Consider the following 19,045-nt stretch of genomic DNA (forward strand, 5'->3'; position numbering starts at 1 on the left):
TGCCATAACACAATTATCAGTAAATTTAAATTCGATGTTGCTATTCATCTAAAAAAAGCAAGCCTTCAACTAAATAGTAGTTTTAATTTTATATACTTTTATTCTCACATTAAGATTTGACGGGTCAAAATATGAAATATCATTCCTTATTAAAAAATTTATTTTATGCAACATTTTCCATAATGGCGTTAAATTTTAGTGGAGTTACTATGGCAAAAAATACCATGAATGAGATTTATGTTATTAATTTATCCTCAAATAATGCAGTTTGTGGTGTAAAAATTAATGAAATTCTGGTTGCAGATAATACAAAAAATCCTAAAGGTAATTATTCTTCCGGACAAAATATATCTAGTATATTAACTAATGGAAAAAATACCTTAGGTGTAATTATGTTTAATGGGTCGGTTTTTACTGGTGAAGAAAACTTACCTCTGATATGTGGTGTGAAGTCGAACTTAAGAAATTATCTGCAAATGGCGATAACACCTTAATATCGGGACTTAGGTTAAACGGAAATAATGACGGGAAAATGGTGGTCTCTGATAAATATCAAAATAACAGTGAGCAAATCTATTTTGGTGGCCCCAGTAGAGATAGTGAGTATGATGTTTTAGAAGCAAAAAACCAATTTAATATACAAGGTCTCCCCCAATGGCAATGGGAAAAAGCGACTCCCGTTACTGAAGACGATATTCCTAAAATTCGTGCTTTTTATACCGAACTACGACAAGCATTTATCGATAAAAATCTAGATAAATTAAAAACTATGGGAAAAATATCGTGGGAAGAAATGGCCTATGCCGATAATGGCTCTCCTGATATTTTTTGGAATTCTTTAGAGTTTAAAGAATTACTCAAGGATGGATATAAACCCTCAGATATAGATTGGAATCGATACGAATTAAATACCTATAACAATAACCGTTTGTTTCGCTATGAAATAGGATTTAGCAGATTATCGCCAATAAAACTTGTTAATCCTGAAGAGAGAACATTTCATTATAATCCTTACCTTTCTATTATTGATGGGAAAGTGACTATTGTCCGATAAGGTGCTTCTTTTATGCCTACCATTATTCTTATAGGTGACTCGGATACAGGCCATGATCATCATGGCCAATACACTTTAAAGTCACACCATTACTCACAATTCCCTATAGAGTAATATTTATCAAAGATAACAATATACTTACGACTTTTTTGACTTATGCGCAGATCTTTAATTTGTTGATTGGGTAATAAATAAAATACATAAGGCTCTGAGTCATCATCACCATCACAATTTTGATGTAACAAAACCCTAAAATAAGTATTGCCTGTATTTTTTAATATTCCTTGATTAATATTTAAATCATATTTGAAATCTGGATCTTTAGGTCTAACAACAAAATAGGTTTCTAAACTTACTGTGGGGTAGAACAGTGGTTGTTTTTTTTGCCCTTCATCATTTCTTATATCAAGTGGCGTTTCACTAATAATAATTTTATAATAACGTTCTTTCTCATCCGCCTCTCCTCGATAGAAAATTTTAAAAAATTCCTGCTCCCCGGGTAATAGAATTTTTTTAAGGGGAGTAAAAAGAATTTCTCCATTCTGAATAGGTGTGCCCTGCTCTTGATAACCCGGCCTATCAATTTGGTAAACACTAAATGTATATAAATTGGTTTTTTTAGTATCATTAATATAGGGCTTAGAAAAGAAGGGTTCCCACGACTCCATAGAGGAAATATCTGCACTAATATAAAGTGCATATGCATGGTGATAAAAGAAGACTAACAACATCCCACAAAGTATCTTAAACCAAGATATTAGTTTCATATTAAAATTTCAGTATTCGTTATAATAGAAAGCGACTGAAATAAAAAACCAGTACGTTCTTATCAGTCGCCATAACATAAAAATAATCAACTTTAGTTAATATCAGGCCCAGTCCATATAGCCTTAACCGTTACCGTTCCACTGGCTGAGACTGTTCCTAGCCAATCAATACCATCCAAAGTGAAAAATGAGTTAGCATCATTCATTGGAAAAGATAAATCTAGGTTCGTTCTATAAAAAGAGCCTAAGTCTTCATCAGGTCTATCCCATGGTGTTTCTGTCCATAACGCATTTTTTAATGAAATTTCATGACTATCACAACTCGCTCTATATTTTGCATCCGTGCCATCACTATTTTTAAATGAGAGATAAGCCGGAAAAGGCACATTAAGTCGGTTATCACTGGAGGAGAATAAACAATAGGATTGCCCTTTTAATGTTGTTTGTGGTCCTTCTACAGATGCAGTAATAGAGTCTGCTTGTCTAGGGCCACTGGTGGTAACAATATAATTAAACTCAATGGGTGGCTCTTCATTACCCACTTTTCCCGTTTTAGATTGATGAGGGTTAAAATCAGCAGGAATAATGCTTATGCCATAATCTCTCGGTTTCAGAATAAGTGTATTTGAGGGGGTGAACTCATAATACCCAGATTGAGGCACTGCTGTATTGGTAAATGAAAAGGTAAAAAAGTCTTGGCTATTTTTAAAGTCGACATTACTAGAGACGAGTCTTTTTAAAAAGGTATTAGATAAAAAGATAGAAACATTTTTATTATTAACTTTAAAATAATAATTAGCGGGATATGTTGTATTATAATTATACCAGTTATTACTGCCATCATCGGGGCCAATTTTTATTGTATTTGCCGCTGGCGTAAAAGGGATCAGTGTATTATTAATTTTTAAATTAAGCCTAATATTGGTAAATATATCCCCAGTAGTTTCATGATCAATCACCTGACAAATAATACCATTTTGGTTTGATACAATACCCACTCGGCAAAACTGAGAGCCTAAGCCAATCGTGGGATTACCGTTACTATCAATAAATATTTCTTGTAAAGCACCTGTTGAAGTTAACGTGATATGCCCTGACTTAGTGATATTGAATTCATGTGATGCAAGCATTCTGCCACCAACACTTTGGCAAGATCCGCCTTTGCTTGGATCATAGTCTGTTTTTGTCATACAGGCTCTATAACTATAGGTCTCTATAGTGCCTACAGGCAATTGGCGAAAATACAGGTATGCCGAATCACTAAATATCCCCCGAGCATAAGCCGATTCACCGTTAGTATTAGTCTGAACTATTTTATAAGCCCCGTCTTTACCTATATATTGCGCAGGCCAATAGCCACTATCATCTGTACAATAACGCCTCATACATCGATTACCCACAAATGGCTTATCTATTTGAGAATTTTCTAGCCAAATATCGACATATTGATTGGCCTGAATGGATGTATTGGTATACCCCATATAACCTAAACTGAGCTGTGAAGATTTTGAATAACGCGTATATTTATTGGCACCCGAAAAACGCGGATCGGTTGTTCTTGGGGTAATAAAATATTCATTATCTACATTATTCTCAATAAAAACGTAACTATTAGTTACCGTAGCGGCTTGACTGGTTGTAGACAGCGATAAATTTAAAAGACAAAGTGCTACGAGTAAAAAAAATATTTTGCTATTCATAATAAAGTTCTCGTTATCTTTTTACGAAACTAGACTGAGGTTGACAAGTTACCTCTCCAACCCACATTGCTCCTTGTGCCCCTTTAAGATCTAAGTCTGCTTCACAGATTGTTTGCTGATCTTCTTGTAGTAACGAGATCACCGGATAACGGACATCTACATCCATTGAAAACTCACCATTTTGATCTGTTTTAGTTCGACCAATATGGTTTCGAATTGAAGCATATTTTAAAAGTTCACCATTAGGGGATTTCAGACGTCCGAAAACCGTGACTAATTGCCTCACTTCCGGTTGATAAAAGGCAATATTTCCTGGATACAATGTGACGGATTTATTTCGGCCAGAAATAATGTCAAAGCTGTCTTTCGATTTGCCATCATTCATTAATTGGATGTCATAATCTGAATAAGGAGATAATGGAATAAAGGTATTTTTTCCACTAATCGGGTAATTTTGCCCGTTAACTTTAGCGAGCATACTGCCACTACCTTTAATGTCTGAATTGATAATAATGCCAGATTTACCTTGTTGACCACTGGGTGTGATCATCCCTTCACTATAAGCTATAGAGCCACGAGAAGTTAAATTACCATTAAGTCGTTTATTATCAGGGCGATTAATGGTCACCGTACCAGAGTTATACTTCGTATCATAAGAAGCGTAACCTAGTGTTGAGAAGTCAGATTCACCATTATCTTTATCATGTACTAACTTAGAAACAGAAACGCCCGCATTAGTGATCACGGAGTTTTCAAAATTCTTATTCACATAAATATTGGCTTTTACATTGCCATTGGTTGAAGAGATCCCAGTACTTAACCACGTTGAAAGAGGTAAAGAGAAATCAAGATTAATAAATTTTTCATTAGTGCTATTTTGATTATCATAATGATAACGCTGAACCCCAGCTCTTAATCCTACCGTGCCATAACGTCCCGAAAATAATGTATTTGCATATTCATAATTAATAGAATCACTACCAACTCGCTTATCTTTAGTATTGCTGATAGTAAATGAACCCGTTCTATCCATTATCTTATCGAAATTGACAGTTCCTCCATAAGAGTAACTGTCAGCCTCATATAGCGGTAAATCACCTCTTACGATAGTTTTCTCTTTAGATGCCCATAATGAACCATAGCCTTCTGGGATATTAATAGAAAGCGTACTAATATTACGGTGACTACCATGATTCTCTAACATTCCTTGCCAAGCAATAGAAAGATAGTTATTTACCGCTACACTGATATTCGTCTCCTGTACAATAAATTTATCAAATCCATAGTTAGACATTTGAAAACGAATACCGGATAACACAGGAAAGTTATAAGCAAAAGAGCTACCGATTAAATAACTTTTTTCGGGAGTTTGGTTATAAGAGCCACCCTCTTTGATATAATGACGTTTATCAAAATCAATATAGCCACCATAAATTTCCCAATTTAATTGGTCAAAATTACCGTTAGCGGTGCCAAAAGACTTATTAATGGTTTGATGTTGTGTTGTCACTACCTTGCCATCAATAACGGTTTCAATCGTTACTTCATAAATACCATAAGGCAACATGCTGGTATCAACTTCAAAATTACCCATCGGGAAATTTTGAATATTTAATAATTTACCTTGGCGATAAATACGAACTTCACCTGGACTATTTAAAAAAGCATAAATCGGAGTTAATGATTGCTGTTTATTCACCACCCTACTTGATGAATTATTCCCGATTGATGCTGCATAAATTTTACTGCTGCTCAATACTGTTAAGCTGGCTAAGGACTGTAAATTCCAAGTGCTCATTAACCCGATAGCAAAACGCAATCCATTAAAATCACGTTCATACATTGCTCTATAGAGTTCAATATTAGAATTGGATTTACCTATACTGTAGGCAGATGCATTAATATTAAAATGGTGTTCAGCTTTAGCTAATAACGTGTCTAAATTAAAGTAGCTACTGGATGAATCTTGGGCGTTTTTAACACGACTTTGAAAGACGCCCAAATCATAGTTGGCCACAGCAGAAAATGAATTAACAGATGAATTTCCTAATATGGATTGTCTAGCATGTTCTTTGGGTGCAAAAGCTGACTTATCAACATCTAATGATAAATTAAATGAAGAGACATTTAATTGAAGAATAGCATTACTATCAATAGCTATACTATTATTTTCATTAAAGATAGCATTTTTTTTACTTTCAATTTTATCAACTAATAACTGATTTAGTGTTGCGCCTTGATTATTTTCAATTAATTGAACACTTGATAGTTTTATTTTATCATTATCGATAACAATAATCGCATCTGCAATTTTCTTTTCACTTTGGTTTTGTTTATTTGCATCATTAAGTCGTAAGAAAACGGGCACCGACATACCTTCCTCTAAAGCATTAACAAATGCCGGAGGAATAATATATCCGCCCACTTTAATTCTTTTTATTTCATTAGCATTAATCGTATTCGAAAAAATAATACCTAATATTGATAAAGCGATAATACTCTTACGCATGATTTAGCCCATTCTTTATTTTTTATTTGACAACAATGAACTCTCCTTTGTGCCAAATGCCTACGCTAGATTTTTTATTTGTGAGATCGACAAGTTGTAATTTAACGGCTAAATGTGGCATAAGGTAATAACGCTCGCGACACATCCCCTCCACACCATATTGTTGTTTTTCTGCTAGACAAGGGCCTGAAGCCACAACACGAAATGAACTATTACCGATATTAGAAACTTTATTATCATGATACTGATAATTAAAATTCTCAATTCTGGGTGCAACCACTAAAATTGTACTAATAGTTGCAGATGTTGTTGCTGTCGCTGATTTTGAGCTTTGTGTTATACCATTTTCAGCAATAGGATCATCTTTCCAATTTAATCGATAATAACGCTCTTTATCATCCTTAGGCCCTTGATAAATGATTTTAAATACATCACTTGCATGACCGGGAAGAATCAGATTAGCCGGTGTTGATAGAATTTCATTGGGATCAGTAACCGGAATAACTTTACCATTTTCAAGTGGTGAGTCTAATTTTTCTATTGTCAAATTGACTAATCTTGCCGTATTTACTGTATTTTCAATTTCTTTGGCAAGAGTACTTTCATCAGAAGATATTATCTCTGTTATATTACCTACATTTACTGCAAAACTATTTTTTAATGGAAACCACAATAATAAAAAAAGGATTAATTTTATCTTATTCATAATAGTCAGTTTCTAAAAATAAATAACGATAAAGATATTACTTCCCTATAGTATCTTTATCGTAATATCAATTAGCCAATAAAGGAGAATTAAGGTTCTGGATTAGGTTTAACGGTAGAAAAGTCACCATCCCAAGTGGCGGTAAATTGCACTTTTACATCACCATCCCAGACACCATCAGCCAGTGATTTAAAATCGGCTGTTGCTCCTGCTGCTTGTGCACTGGCAATTACAAAAGTGAATTCACCACGATCTGTAGCGCGCTCAGAGCCATTGTAAATACCATCAGCAGCTAAATTATCTAAACCTGAGGTTAACCCTTTTGATGTATCAATTAACACGACATCAGTTGTTTTAGAAAGGTCTTCCCCATTCCATTTAACGCCAACTGTTAATGTTGAATCATCAGTTGTTCTTGCTAACGTATTAGCAATTAGTTTTGATGATAATTTAAAATCGGTTGCGCCAGATTGGCCTTGAATAGCAATATCAAATGCACCATTTTGTTGGTTAAATGATTTTTGGCCTTCAGCATAATTAAAAGTCAGACTTTTTAATGGAGTGACAACTAACATACTGGTTGTATCTTTAATTGCAGTTGCTTGCCAAGTAGCAGTTGCTTGTGCAACACGAGTATCTGCATTAGCAGCCGTAGCAAAAGAAGCAGCAATAATTGTTGATAGCATCACCGATGCTATTTTTTTATTTAACATATTATTCTCTCTAATTTTGATTTATAAAAAACAATTACATAGTATAAAAAACACCTTTAATTGTGCTTTTTATAAAATATAATTAATAAAATAATTGCAATGATAATTATTTTATGTGATTTATTAATTTTTAATGTAATTAAAAGTTATTTATGAAGTTTTTTGTTTGACAACCTTTCCATAAAATATATTTCTTTTTATTATCGACTTTGTTTATTTCTCTCTCATCGGAAAATTCATTTTCAAGATATTTAAATACATCTACCCATTTTTTATCTAAAATTAATAAAAAATTTGCTAATTGATCAACGGTAATTGCAGTAGCTCCTATTTCATATCGTGAAATTTGTTGTTGGCTAACATTCATTAATCTTGCCAACTGCTTTCCTGTCATATTTTTTTCTTTACGTGCTTTTCTTAAAAAAATACCAACATGACCACTAATCATATTAGATTTCATTAATTACACTCCAATAGAAAATTGTTAACTAAACATTTCATTTAAATCAATCATAAATATATAAAAATAAGAGTAAAAACGTTTATACCGATCGAAGTTAGTTAACTTAATAGCTACAACCTATCAAATATTGGTTATTGATCGATTTAATTTATTAGATTACGCAAATAATTTGTATTTAAAAGAAAAGATTTTTATTAATTATATGATAATTAAATAAATTAAGTCTTTAATTAAAAAATAATTTAAAAAATATATTTTTTATAGAATTGCAGAAAAATAAAGAATAATGCATTATTGATATAGCCTAATTGATATATTTGATCATATACATTTACAATTTGTTACATAATTCATCAAATAGCGATTTAAGTACTAATAATTAGAGTACTATAATACTCTGATAAAAGCGCATTTCTGGTTGAATATCCTGTAATCACATTTATTAAGAACACTTAAGACCGAAAATAGCACTTAATCAAAGAATTAGTATCAATATATTTGTAAAGTAATCACATGATTTTAAATATCTTTTTTAATTCCATTAATACTAATATAAAGTGTAAAAACACATTTTAATGAAAATAGAGATCAATTTTAATAAGTAATTATATTACTGATTAACTAGATTATTGATTTAGATCAATAATAGTATTCTGTTATTATATTTTCATTAATCTTTAACGGTAATTAAATGCCTAAGAAGTTATTTTAATAAAAATTATATATATAATAATGCAAAAATATTTTTCTTTGCATTAATAATATGGCAAGAAGTTTATCAATATATCGATTATAAAGATGATGTCGATTTACATGAATAATTAGCTGAATGGGAGGCTTTTTATAATTGTCATCGTCCTCACTCAGCGCATGCTGGTAAAACACCGTATGAAGTGTTAAAAAATAAGCTTAGTCTTTAAGACTAAACGTCAGCCGAGGTTCTGAGTGACACAGCGTAGAGATTTTTATCTAAGAACATTCTACCCGTAGTGGTAATTTCACTTATTTTTAGAGGATGGTAAATACACTACTTATCTTATTATCTTACTTACCTTTTTTTAGCAAATCTTTCAATGCCGCAATATTTGCCCTTTCCCCTTCGGTTTCTTTTAACCGACGACGTTTTTGAGCATAAATATCAAATACTTCTCTGGCTTTTTCATCAGCGGCTTTCTTACTAATCCCACCTGCGCCTTGTAATACATCACGGTCATTGAAACTTAAAAACTGATCTAGCTTAGTATCCCAATCTTGTAAAAAAACTTGCTTACGGCGCAGCGCTTGGTCTTCAGCAAAATCCAGCCACATATTGACGATACGGTTTAATTCTTTCAGCTCATTTTCGCGTAGATAATTCTTCGCAATCGTGACATCGGTTTTACGCACCTCATCAAATTTATAGTTGGTTAAGCCCATATCCGGCTGACTGGCATCTGCGCGACTAGCTATAAGCTCAGCGGCAGTCATGCCGGTACAAGCAAAATGTAATTTGTTTTGGATAGATTGGAAGAAACGAGTTGTTTCTTTATTGGATGGTTCGTAATCCGCTGCCATGGTGAAGATCTCTTTCACCCGTAAATACACCCGCCGCTCACTGGCGCGAATATCACGGATGCGTTCGAGCATCTCATCAAAGTAATCCGGCACGACTGACTGACCGATAGGCGGATTTTTCAGCCGTTCATCGTCCATCACAAACCCTTTGATCAGATACTGTTCCAGCGTTTGCGTTGCCCACTGACGAAACTGAGTACCACGGACAGAGCGGACACGGTAACCAACAGCAATAATGGCAGGTAAACTATAGTGGTCTATCTCTCTGGAAACCTGACGATTTCCCTCTAATCGAACTATCCGGAATTTCCGGATGGTTGCGTTTTGAGCAAGTTCCCCTTCAGAGAAAATATTAACAAGGTGCTCGTTAATTGTACGAACATCTTTTCCATACAGCTCAGCAATTGATGATTGAGATAACCACAACGTATCAGACTCAAAGCGGCATTCGACACGAGTTTGACCATCTTCACTGCGGAACAAAATAAATTCACCCTGTGGTGCTTCAGGAAGATTATCACTCATTACATGGCCTCCGCTCTATACGTTATGCATAAACTGTGAACAACAATATAGCATATTTAACAAAAAAATAAGGCCACCAGCAAATAGATAGCAAGCACATTATTTTATGAAAAAACAATGTAATACGATCCTCTATACTATCCATCTTTCTGAATAATATTCGTACATTTTTCAGTCATCACCCATAGCGCCTTATTCAATTTACTATCACTATCAATACCATTCACCGAACATGTACGAGTATGCTTACTTTTCACATTTCTGCCTAATAGCACTCCTGTGAGTCAATTCTCTTGCAAACGTTTTAACATTTGTTGAACTAAAAATAGCTTAATAACTGATCATTAAGGGATCGCTTGAGTTTTGGGAGGTATATTGAACTTAAGTGGCGGAAGATCACAGGAGTCGAACCTGCCAAGGACCGCTGGCGGCCCCATCTGGATTTGAAGTCCAGCCGCCCCACCGGGGACGATGATCTTCCATATAGGATTATTTGTATGAAATAACGTGATGATTATACGCTGAAATAAAATCATTCCCAAGTGCACTAAATCAATAAAACCTCTTTCAAAGAAAATAATCCCGCTTTTGAGTAAAAAAACTGATAATTAACGCGATACTATTGAACTTATGCACTTTCATCCTCATCTTATTACCTATGACGAATAAACTCAGTGATGTATGCCATGTCACTGTAAACCCAGATACAGGATGTTTTTTATGTCAAATCCATTACTTAGCACAACGGGATTACCTGCATTTTCCCAGATAGAACCAAAACACGTTGTACCTGCCGTTAAAGAAGTTTTAGCTAATTATCGTGCAACCGTAGAAAAACTTCTCGCTGACAACACCGCTTTTAGTTGGGATAATCTTTGCCAACCGTTAGCCGAAGCGGGTGATAAACTTTCTCGTGTTTGGTCTCCTGTTAGCCATTTAAACTCCGTTAAAAATAGCGCTGAATTACGCGAAGCTTACGAGCAAAGCTTACCTTTACTTTCTGAGTTCAGTACTTGGATGGGTCAGCACGAAGGATTATATCAAGCCTATAAATCTATCAAAGAAAGCGCTGATTTTGCCTTACTGACTCAACCACAAAAAAAAGCCGTTGAGAATGCGTTACGTGACTTTGAATTATCCGGTATCGGTTTACCAAAAGAGAAACAACAGCGTTTTGGTGAAATCAGTGCACGCCTATCAGAACTGAGCGCCAAATTTGGTAATAATGTGTTAGATGCGACCATGGGGTGGTCTAAACTTATCACCGATGAAAGTGAACTTGCTGGTATGCCACAAAGCGCCATTGATGCAGCCAAAGCAATGGCACAAGCAAAAGAGCAACAAGGTTATCTATTAACGCTCGATATGCCAAGCTATCTACCTGTTATGACCTATGCTGATAATCGTGAGCTTAGAAAAGAGATGAGTATTGCTTATAGCACTCGAGCCTCTGATCAAGGCCCTAATGCAGGTCAATGGGATAATAGTGAAGTGATGGCGGAAATTTTAGCATTACGCCATGAGTTAGCTCAGTTGCTCGGCTTTAAAAATTATGCCGAAAAATCACTTGCCACTAAAATGGCAGAATCACCAGAACAAGTACTTAATTTCTTAACTGATTTAGCCTCTCGAGCTCATCCTCAAGGCGAAAAAGAGCTGGCTGAATTAACGCACTTTGCCAAAACACATTATGGTGTGGAAAAACTAGAGCCTTGGGATCTGGCTTACTACAGCGAAAAACAAAAACAACATCTATTCTCCATTGATGACGAACAGTTACGTCCTTACTTCCCAGAGCACCGTGCATTAAGTGGCTTATTCGAAGTGGTTCACCGTATCTATGGTTTAACGGCTAAAGAGCGTCATGATATCGACACTTGGCACGATGATGTACGTTTCTTTGAATTATATGATGAAAGCAACACATTGCGCGGTAGCTTCTATCTTGATTTATACGCTCGTGAACATAAACGCGGTGGTGCTTGGATGGATGATTGCATTGGTAGAATGCGTCATGCTGATGGCACACTACAAAATCCTGTCGCCTATCTTACCTGCAACTTTAATAAACCAGTAGGTGATAAACCCGCACTCTTCACCCATAACGAAGTAACCACGCTATTCCATGAGTTTGGTCATGGTTTACACCACATGCTAACGCAAATTGATACCGCTGATGTATCAGGTATTAATGGCGTACCATGGGATGCGGTTGAGTTACCAAGCCAATTTATGGAAAACTGGTGCTGGGAGCCAGAAGCGTTAGCCTTTATTTCTGGCCATTATGAAACTGGCGAGCCATTACCACAGGCTATGCTTGATAATATGCTCAAAGCAAAAAATTATCAGTCTGCGATGTTTGTATTACGCCAACTAGAATTTGGTCTGTTTGATTTCCGCCTACACGCTGAATATGATCCGGCTAAAGGTGCTCGTATCATGGAAATACTAAATAGCGTAAAAGAGAAAGTCTCGGTAGTACCTGCAACACCTTGGGCGCGATTCCCTCATGCCTTTAGCCATATTTTTGCCGGTGGTTATGCAGCAGGTTATTACAGCTATTTATGGGCTGATGTACTGGCTGCTGATGCCTTCTCTCGCTTCTCTGAAGAGGGCATTTTTAATCGCCAAACAGGTCAATCATTCCTTGATAATATTTTAACCCGTGGTGGTTCAGAAGAGCCAATGGAGCTGTTCAAACGCTTCCGTGGTCGTGAGCCGAAACTTGATGCTATGCTCAAAGGCTACGGCATTAAAGGATGATATGTGAATATCTGTTTACTTTGTGAAGAAGGCGCTGATAACAGCGCCTTATCTGCTTTAGCGCAACGTTGGGGATTAATTCACGACGCCACACAAACTATGGCGTTAGTCTTAACGCCCACTCACCTTGAATTGCGTAAACAAGATGAGCCTAAACTTGGTGGGATCTACGTGGATTTTGTCGCGGGAACTATGGCTCATCGTCGTAAATTTGGCGGTGGTCGTGGTGAAGCGGTAGCAAAAGCAGTAGGTATTAAAAAGGATTATCTACCCGATGTGGTTGATGCAACAGCAGGATTAGGCCGTGATGCCTTTGTATTAGCCTCTATTGGTTGTAACGTAAGAATGGTTGAACGTCACCCTGTGGTAGCTGCATTACTTGAAGATGGCTTGAAACGCGCTTATCTCGATGCGGATATTGGTGAGTGGATGCAACAGCGTATGAAGCTCATTTATGCTTCATCTGCACAGGCACTCACGCAAATCAGCCCTGCACCCGATGTGGTCTATCTTGATCCTATGTATCCCCATAAAACCAAAAGCGCATTAGTGAAAAAAGAGATGCGGGTATTCCAATCTCTTGTCGGTGCGGATGAAGATGCTGATGCACTATTAGCACCAGCCATGGCACTGGCTAAAAAACGAGTGGTTGTTAAGCGTCCTGATTATGCTGAGCCGTTAAATAATCAACCCGCACATGCAAGTGTCACCACCAAAAATCACCGTTTTGATATTTATCCTTGTATCTAACTATAGATACCCCATAGAGGGGCGTGTCTCCCCCTCTTTTGCCATAACTTTTTAATTATAATATCGCTATCTATTGAATAGTATATCCACCATCAATCACCAGATTATGGCCATTGATCATATCCGCTGCACCGCTTGCTAAAAATACAGCCGCGGCAGCAATCTCTTCTGGCTCAGCAAATCGCCTTGCCGGTATTTGCGCTTTCATCTGTTCACCTTTTTCACCTTCCCAAGCCTTTTTACCTAAATCGGTCATCACAATAGTAGGGGATATCGCATTAATTTGTAGGCCTTTGGGTCCCCACTCTAGCGCCATCACCTTTGTCATATTGATAATGGCGGCTTTACTTGCACAATAGGCAATATGTTCTGGTAAAGCGATAATACCTGCTTGAGAGGCGAGGTTAATTATCTTACCTTGCCCGCGTTGTAGCATATGCTGCCCCACTTGCTGACACAGTAAAAAAGTCCCCGTTAAATTAACTGATAAGGTTTTATTCCAATCTTCAAGAGATAACGATTCGGCGGGAGCTAAAGCGACAATACCTGCACAATTAACAAGAATATCAATGCGATCGAATTCTTCAATGACTGAATGTACCGCTTGTTTTACGGACTCTTCACTTGAAACATCACACCAGATCCCCACCGCACTATTTAAACGATGCGCCACTTGCTCAACCTGCTCTGATCTATCCAACAAAGCGACTTTAGCCCCTTTTTCGATAAACATCTGTGCGATAGATAAGCCAATTCCAGCCGCACCACCAGTAATAACAGCCACTTTATTCGAGAGAGTAAAATCAATTTGCGTAGCCATATAACCTCCAGCTTAAAAATAAATAGTCACTCTTTTAAGCATAGCAGATGAAAATTAGGCTTAAGGGGGAAGAGAAAATGATTGAAACGGTCAGAGCGAGCGCTATGCACTCGCACTAACTTAAAAAATTACAGCACGCCTTGCGCTAACATTGCATCAGCAACTTTAACAAAACCTGCAATATTAGCCCCTTGAATATAATTAGTTTGTTTACCTTCACCGCCATAGTTTACACAAGCGTGATGAATATCCAGCATAATATGATGTAAGCGAGCATCAACTTTCTCAGCTTTCCAACTCAAGCGTGCTGCATTTTGCGCCATTTCTAATCCCGAAGTTGCTACCCCTCCAGCGTTAGCGGCTTTACCCGGTGCAAACAAGACTCCCGCCTCAATAAAAGCATCGGTTGCCGCAATGGTCGTTGGCATATTTGCGCCTTCGGCAACAGCTTTAACACCGTTTTTAATTAACACTTTTGCGGCGTCTAAATCTAATTCATTTTGTGTAGCACAAGGTAGTGCAATATCAACAGCGACAGCCCAAGGCTGTTGCCCTTCAAGATAAGTTAAACCAAACTCTTTGGCGTACTCTTCAATACGACCATAATTATTTTTAATTTCAGTTAAGCGAGCCAGTTTTTCGGTTGTAAATCCAGCTTCATCCACCACGGTTCCGCCAGAATCTGAAGCGGTGACCACTTTCGCACCCAGCTCAAGGCATTTTTCAATGGTGAATTGTGCCACATTGCCAGCACCAGAAACGGCTACACGCATTCCCTCAAGGGACATACCGTGACGTTTAAGCATTGCGTTAGTAAAATAGACTAAACCGTACCCTGTGGCTTCTGGGCGGATCAAACTGCCACCAAATGATAAACCTTTACCCGTAAAGACACATTCATTGCTATTCGAGAGCTTTTTCATCATTCCGGCCATAAAGCCAACTTCCCTTGCTCCCACACCAATATCTCCCGCGGGGACATCAGTATCAGCCCCTAAATGACGATAGAGCTCAGTCATTAACGCCTGACAAAAACGCATCACCTCTGCGTGGCTTCTCCCCTTGGGATTAAAATCAGATCCCCCTTTAGCGCCTCCCATCGGCAGTGTTGTCAGTGCATTTTTAAAGGTCTGTTCAAAACCTAAAAATTTTAGAATAGAGAGGTTTACCGATGGATGAAAACGCATTCCACCTTTGTAGGGACCAATAGCAGAGTTAAATTGTACTCGCCATGCGCGATTAACTTGAACTTGTCCTTTATCATCTAACCAACAGACGCGAAACTGAATAATACGTTCAGGCTCAACTAAGCGCTCAAGTAATGATTGTTCACGATATTGTGGATTTTTCTCTAAAAAAGGCCACAGAGTGGTAAAAACTTCACGTACCGCCTGATGGTATTCAGGTTGATGAGCGTTATATTTTTCTACCTCTTCTAAAAACGAAGATAATGAGCCAGATCTATTCATTCAGCTATTCCTTTTTATGTAATGTGATGTTGGCATAACCTCATTTATTCGGAATATTTTTGGGATTTATGTGAGGTTGATATTGTTTTGCCTATTGAATATATCATTAAAATGTATTCCTACTTCAAGACATTTTTTTTACAATTAGACAAAAAAAAAAGCTTGACCTCACTAAAGGCTAATAAAATCAGGATTTTTGGACAAAAAAATACCTGCATAAGCAGGCATTTTTTTTGCTTAAATAATCAGTTGATTACTCTTCATCATCTTTCAGAGGAACAATTAACATATCAACATGAACGGTATTAATTAGTTGACGTGCTGATGACATCAATTTGCTCCAGAAATCTTGGTGATGACCACAAACCACTAAGTCCATATCGTATTTTTTAATTGCATCAACAAGAACTTGGCCTAAATCCCCGCTACCACTGAGTGTTTCTTGGATCTCATAACCTGAGTTATCAGAGAGATCTTTTAGTGCATTACGTGTTTCATCAGTGATGCGTTGTTGCATATCACCAAGGTTAACATCAATTAAACCGGTATACAGATCAGAGTAGTTAACATCAACGTGAATTAAGGAAACTTTGGCATTATAGGGTTTTGCCATAGATACAGCTTTCTGCACCAAGACGTTGCTCTCAGGGGATAAATCAACTGCAACTAGAATATGCTTATAAGCCATCGTAAACTCCTTCCATAAGCTGATTAATCGGTCGGAAAGGCTATTACGCCTATATCCTTTACATTAAATATAACGTTTTATGATGAAAGTTAGATGTTGCCTTGATCACAACTTAGTGCAAATACCATCAAAGAAAGCATCTATCGGTAACAACAATATACACCATTTTAAATAAGTGAGGAGTCGTTCTTCGACAATATCCACATATTAATGTGAATAATGCACAAGGCACAATAAAAACACCCTATTAGAGTTATTTTTTAATCATTTTTTTGAAAAAGCGAACAACTTGAACAACTCGCTTTTATTTCTTGCTTAATATCACCTAGACTTAAATAAGAGAAAAATTAACCTTTCCATGTAAATGCAAAAGGTTTTCTCATCTCAGAATCAGCTATTCTAGGGAGGGGATTATGTTTAGTGTCATTGTTATCTTTTGGGCGTTGTGTATTCTTTGCCTGATTAATATGATGCGTTATTTCTCATCAATTCGGGTATTACTCACCATATTGCGCCAATCTGATCCATTACTTTACCAATCTGTCGATGGGAATGGATTTTTCACTATGCATGGTCAATTTTCAAAACAGTTAAGACTTATTCGATATATAAATCAACGCCAATATACTAACCACCATGATCCTGAAGTGATTATGCGTTGTGAACGGATTTATCGACAATTCTACCTAGTAAGTCGCTTTTGTATTCTTGCTGTAGCAAGCTTGATCGCCATGATTATTTGGTAGGTTTTATAGGGATAAAAAAACGGTGACGAGTTAGTCACCGTTTCTCAATACTATTAGGATGCTTATTATTATCAGCTATTCACCAGCAGTGAAAGTGAAATCCAATAAAGCACACCGGATAAAGCAATACTCACTGGTAATGTTAAGATCCAGGCCAGCGCAATATTTTTCACGGTTTTGGTCTGCACCCCACCACCATCAACAATCATCGTACCTGCAACCGCAGATGATAACACTTGTGTTGTTGATACTGGCATACCTGTATAACTTGCTACACCGATAGAAACTGCCGCAGTCACCTGAGCAGAAACACCTTGTGCATAAGTCATACCTTTCTTACCAATCTTCTCACCGATAGTGACCGCAACGCGTTTCCAACCTACCATTGTCCCGATAGAGAGCGCTAAAGCCACAGAGATAATGATCCAAATTGGTGCATATTCCACTGTATTTAGCAGGTCACGACTCAATGTTTTTAAGAACCGTGCATCTTGGGCGCTAGTTTCTGGTAGTTTAGCAACTTCCGTAGCTGTATCAGCAATACACATCAGTAAGCGACGCATTTGAGCACGCTGGTCTGCACTCAGCTCATCATAAGAGCTAATACCAGACAACATTTGTTCTGTTTGATTGAGAACAATTGGCGTTCTTGCGCTATTACAATGAAAATCCGTGTCGTTAGGATCAGCTTGTGCTGATACTACCGGGGTATTTTCAATCGCATGTTGTAGAGCTGGTTGATGCTTCTCATAATACTGTTGTAAGTGTACAACGGCATCATGAGTTTTAGTGATATCGTATCCGCTAGCATTCATATTGACGACAAACCCTGCTGGGGCGACACCAATTAAAACTAACATGATAAGACCAATACCTTTCTGACCATCATTCGCACCATGTGAGAAACTCACCCCTACCGCAGATAAAATCAGCGCGGTACGAGTCCAAAATGGTGGTTTGCGTTTACCATCTTTTTTCTCACGTTCGGCAGGGGTTAGGTGGATACGACGACGTTTTTTCGTGCCACTCCAATAGCGACGTAACAAGAAAATCATCGCGCCAGCAATCACCAAGCCAATAATTGGGGAAAGGATAAGAGAAAGGAAGATACTGATCATTTTAGGTATGTTTAATGCATCAACGATTGACGAGTCTGTCACGATAGCATTTGTTAAACCAATACCAATGATAGCACCTATCAGCGTATGTGAACTGGATGCTGGAATACCGAAATACCATGTACCTAAGTTCCAGATAATGGCAGCTAACAGCAACGAAAAAACCATGGCAAGGCCATGAGCCGAGCTCACATTTAGCAGAAGATCTGTCGGTAATAAGTGAACAATAGCGTAAGCCACGCTCAATCCACCGAGCAAAACTCCAAGGAAGTTAAATACACCCGCCATCACGACCGCAAATTGCGCACGCATAGCACGAGTATAAATAACAGTTGCTACCGCATTTGCGGTATCATGAAAGCCATTAATGGCTTCATAAAATAGCACGAAAATCAGTGCTAAAACCAACATTAAACCTGTATGAAATTCCAGGTCAGTAAACAAATGTAGCATAGACGTTAAGCCAGTTAGTTGGACATGAACGCGGCGCATTATCAGCGACAAATGCGAACGGTGGAAGCGAAATTTAACCTTTTTTTGATTTGATAACCAAGGAAAATGACGGGTTTTTAAGATAATTCCTTATATATCATTTAATTAATAAACATAAAAAAAAAGTAAATTTCTGATAAATTTTTTGCTTGCAAATACGAATTTAGGTGAAAAATACAGATTTCTCCATATAATTTTACAAAATACT

Annotated in this window: 16 protein-coding genes, 1 tRNA gene and 1 pseudogene; 6 read left to right on the forward strand and 12 right to left on the reverse strand. The window is 37.1% G+C overall.

Features of this window, described 5'->3' with window-relative positions; translation table 11 throughout:
- The first annotated feature begins 209 nt into the window (after nt 1-209).
- Nucleotides 210-494: a hypothetical protein gene (locus AACV01_RS17535; protein ID WP_237584975.1), complete on the forward strand. Its 285-nt coding sequence runs from the start codon at nt 210-212 to the stop codon at nt 492-494.
- A 38-nt stretch (nt 495-532) separates the two neighbouring features.
- Nucleotides 533-1,054 (forward strand): hypothetical protein, encoded by a 522-nt coding sequence (locus tag AACV01_RS17540; protein ID WP_237584976.1) that lies wholly within the window; start codon nt 533-535, stop codon nt 1,052-1,054.
- 89 nt (nt 1,055-1,143) lie between these two features.
- On the opposite strand, the gene AACV01_RS17545 is transcribed toward AACV01_RS17540, so the two are convergent.
- The 6 genes from AACV01_RS17545 to AACV01_RS17570 all read right to left on the reverse strand — a co-directional run bounded on the left by AACV01_RS17545 (nt 1,144) and on the right by AACV01_RS17570 (nt 7,909).
- Complete coding sequence (locus AACV01_RS17545) at nt 1,144-1,821, reverse strand: fimbrial protein (RefSeq protein WP_161682242.1); 678 nt, start codon at nt 1,819-1,821, stop codon at nt 1,144-1,146.
- A gap of 92 nt (nt 1,822-1,913) precedes the next feature.
- Nucleotides 1,914-3,521 (reverse strand): fimbrial protein, encoded by a 1,608-nt coding sequence (locus tag AACV01_RS17550; RefSeq protein WP_161682244.1) that lies wholly within the window; start codon nt 3,519-3,521, stop codon nt 1,914-1,916.
- 13 nt (nt 3,522-3,534) lie between these two features.
- The gene (locus AACV01_RS17555) at nt 3,535-6,030 is read right to left on the reverse strand and encodes a TcfC E-set like domain-containing protein (RefSeq protein WP_046335149.1); all 2,496 of its coding nucleotides are present in this window, start codon (nt 6,028-6,030) and stop codon (nt 3,535-3,537) included.
- Between the two features lie 22 nt (nt 6,031-6,052).
- Entirely contained in the window at nt 6,053-6,736 is a 684-nt protein-coding gene (locus tag AACV01_RS17560) for an EcpB family pilus assembly chaperone (RefSeq protein ID WP_004246670.1), read from the reverse strand.
- An 89-nt stretch (nt 6,737-6,825) separates the two neighbouring features.
- On the reverse strand, nt 6,826-7,449 hold the full coding sequence (gene ecpA, locus AACV01_RS17565; RefSeq protein WP_004246669.1) for a common pilus major fimbrillin subunit EcpA: 624 nt from the start codon (nt 7,447-7,449) through the stop codon (nt 6,826-6,828).
- 139 nt (nt 7,450-7,588) lie between these two features.
- Nucleotides 7,589-7,909 (reverse strand): helix-turn-helix domain-containing protein, encoded by a 321-nt coding sequence (locus AACV01_RS17570; protein WP_004246668.1) that lies wholly within the window; start codon nt 7,907-7,909, stop codon nt 7,589-7,591.
- Between the two features lie 764 nt (nt 7,910-8,673).
- On the opposite strand from AACV01_RS17570, the pseudogene AACV01_RS17575 reads away from it, so the two are divergent.
- Nucleotides 8,674-8,857 (forward strand): annotated as a pseudogene (locus AACV01_RS17575) (IS481 family transposase); the annotation flags it as partial.
- Nucleotides 8,858-8,956: 99 nt separating this feature from the next.
- On the opposite strand, the gene AACV01_RS17580 reads toward AACV01_RS17575, so the two are convergent.
- Nucleotides 8,957-9,991 (reverse strand): virulence RhuM family protein, encoded by a 1,035-nt coding sequence (locus AACV01_RS17580; RefSeq protein ID WP_104836828.1) that lies wholly within the window; start codon nt 9,989-9,991, stop codon nt 8,957-8,959.
- Between the two features lie 386 nt (nt 9,992-10,377).
- Nucleotides 10,378-10,472, reverse strand: a tRNA-Sec gene (locus AACV01_RS17590).
- Between the two features lie 239 nt (nt 10,473-10,711).
- Here AACV01_RS17590 and prlC point away from each other — a divergent pair.
- Together prlC and rsmJ are read left to right on the forward strand one after the other, a co-directional pair.
- Entirely contained in the window at nt 10,712-12,754 is a 2,043-nt protein-coding gene (gene prlC / locus AACV01_RS17595) for an oligopeptidase A (protein ID WP_004249995.1), read from the forward strand.
- Nucleotides 12,755-12,757: 3 nt separating this feature from the next.
- A complete protein-coding gene (gene rsmJ, locus AACV01_RS17600) occupies nt 12,758-13,504 on the forward strand; it encodes a 16S rRNA (guanine(1516)-N(2))-methyltransferase RsmJ (protein WP_004246664.1) in 747 nt (248 codons plus the stop codon).
- Nucleotides 13,505-13,574: 70 nt separating this feature from the next.
- Here the strand turns inward: rsmJ and AACV01_RS17605 are convergent, their stop codons facing one another.
- From AACV01_RS17605 to uspA, 3 genes are all read right to left on the reverse strand, one after another.
- On the reverse strand, nt 13,575-14,324 hold the full coding sequence (locus tag AACV01_RS17605; protein ID WP_004246663.1) for an SDR family oxidoreductase: 750 nt from the start codon (nt 14,322-14,324) through the stop codon (nt 13,575-13,577).
- Nucleotides 14,325-14,452: 128 nt separating this feature from the next.
- A complete protein-coding gene (gdhA, locus tag AACV01_RS17610; RefSeq protein ID WP_004246662.1) occupies nt 14,453-15,793 on the reverse strand; it encodes an NADP-specific glutamate dehydrogenase in 1,341 nt (446 codons plus the stop codon).
- Between the two features lie 253 nt (nt 15,794-16,046).
- Nucleotides 16,047-16,481 (reverse strand): universal stress protein UspA, encoded by a 435-nt coding sequence (uspA, locus tag AACV01_RS17615; protein WP_004246661.1) that lies wholly within the window; start codon nt 16,479-16,481, stop codon nt 16,047-16,049.
- Nucleotides 16,482-16,894: 413 nt separating this feature from the next.
- Here uspA and uspB point away from each other — a divergent pair, with 413 nt between their 5' ends.
- On the forward strand, nt 16,895-17,227 hold the full coding sequence (uspB, locus tag AACV01_RS17620) for a universal stress protein UspB (RefSeq protein ID WP_004246660.1): 333 nt from the start codon (nt 16,895-16,897) through the stop codon (nt 17,225-17,227).
- Between the two features lie 71 nt (nt 17,228-17,298).
- On the opposite strand, the gene pitA is transcribed toward uspB, so the two are convergent.
- Complete coding sequence (pitA, locus tag AACV01_RS17625) at nt 17,299-18,798, reverse strand: inorganic phosphate transporter PitA (protein WP_004246659.1); 1,500 nt, start codon at nt 18,796-18,798, stop codon at nt 17,299-17,301.
- Nucleotides 18,799-19,045: the final 247 nt, after the last annotated feature.

The sequence above is a fragment of the Proteus sp. G2609 genome (assembly GCF_963896135.1).
Lineage (GTDB): Bacteria > Pseudomonadota > Gammaproteobacteria > Enterobacterales > Enterobacteriaceae > Proteus > Proteus mirabilis.

What these genes read in the sequence shown, in the direction of transcription:
- prlC (WP_004249995.1), top strand. Translation starts at nt 10,712, where the DNA reads ATGTCAAATCCATTACTTAGCACAACGGGATTACCTGCATTTTCCCAG.
- uspA (WP_004246661.1), bottom strand. Translation starts at nt 16,481, where the DNA reads ATGGCTTATAAGCATATTCTAGTTGCAGTTGATTTATCCCCTGAGAGC.
- gdhA (WP_004246662.1), bottom strand. Translation starts at nt 15,793, where the DNA reads ATGAATAGATCTGGCTCATTATCTTCGTTTTTAGAAGAGGTAGAAAAA.
- AACV01_RS17550 (WP_161682244.1), bottom strand. Translation starts at nt 3,521, where the DNA reads ATGAATAGCAAAATATTTTTTTTACTCGTAGCACTTTGTCTTTTAAAT.
- AACV01_RS17605 (WP_004246663.1), bottom strand. Translation starts at nt 14,324, where the DNA reads ATGGCTACGCAAATTGATTTTACTCTCTCGAATAAAGTGGCTGTTATT.
- AACV01_RS17560 (WP_004246670.1), bottom strand. Translation starts at nt 6,736, where the DNA reads ATGAATAAGATAAAATTAATCCTTTTTTTATTATTGTGGTTTCCATTA.
- AACV01_RS17545 (WP_161682242.1), bottom strand. Translation starts at nt 1,821, where the DNA reads ATGAAACTAATATCTTGGTTTAAGATACTTTGTGGGATGTTGTTAGTC.
- pitA (WP_004246659.1), bottom strand. Translation starts at nt 18,798, where the DNA reads ATGCTACATTTGTTTACTGACCTGGAATTTCATACAGGTTTAATGTTG.
- uspB (WP_004246660.1), top strand. Translation starts at nt 16,895, where the DNA reads ATGTTTAGTGTCATTGTTATCTTTTGGGCGTTGTGTATTCTTTGCCTG.
- AACV01_RS17540 (WP_237584976.1), top strand. Translation starts at nt 533, where the DNA reads ATGGTGGTCTCTGATAAATATCAAAATAACAGTGAGCAAATCTATTTT.
- AACV01_RS17535 (WP_237584975.1), top strand. Translation starts at nt 210, where the DNA reads ATGGCAAAAAATACCATGAATGAGATTTATGTTATTAATTTATCCTCA.
- AACV01_RS17570 (WP_004246668.1), bottom strand. Translation starts at nt 7,909, where the DNA reads ATGAAATCTAATATGATTAGTGGTCATGTTGGTATTTTTTTAAGAAAA.
- ecpA (WP_004246669.1), bottom strand. Translation starts at nt 7,449, where the DNA reads ATGTTAAATAAAAAAATAGCATCGGTGATGCTATCAACAATTATTGCT.
- AACV01_RS17580 (WP_104836828.1), bottom strand. Translation starts at nt 9,991, where the DNA reads ATGAGTGATAATCTTCCTGAAGCACCACAGGGTGAATTTATTTTGTTC.
- AACV01_RS17555 (WP_046335149.1), bottom strand. Translation starts at nt 6,030, where the DNA reads ATGCGTAAGAGTATTATCGCTTTATCAATATTAGGTATTATTTTTTCG.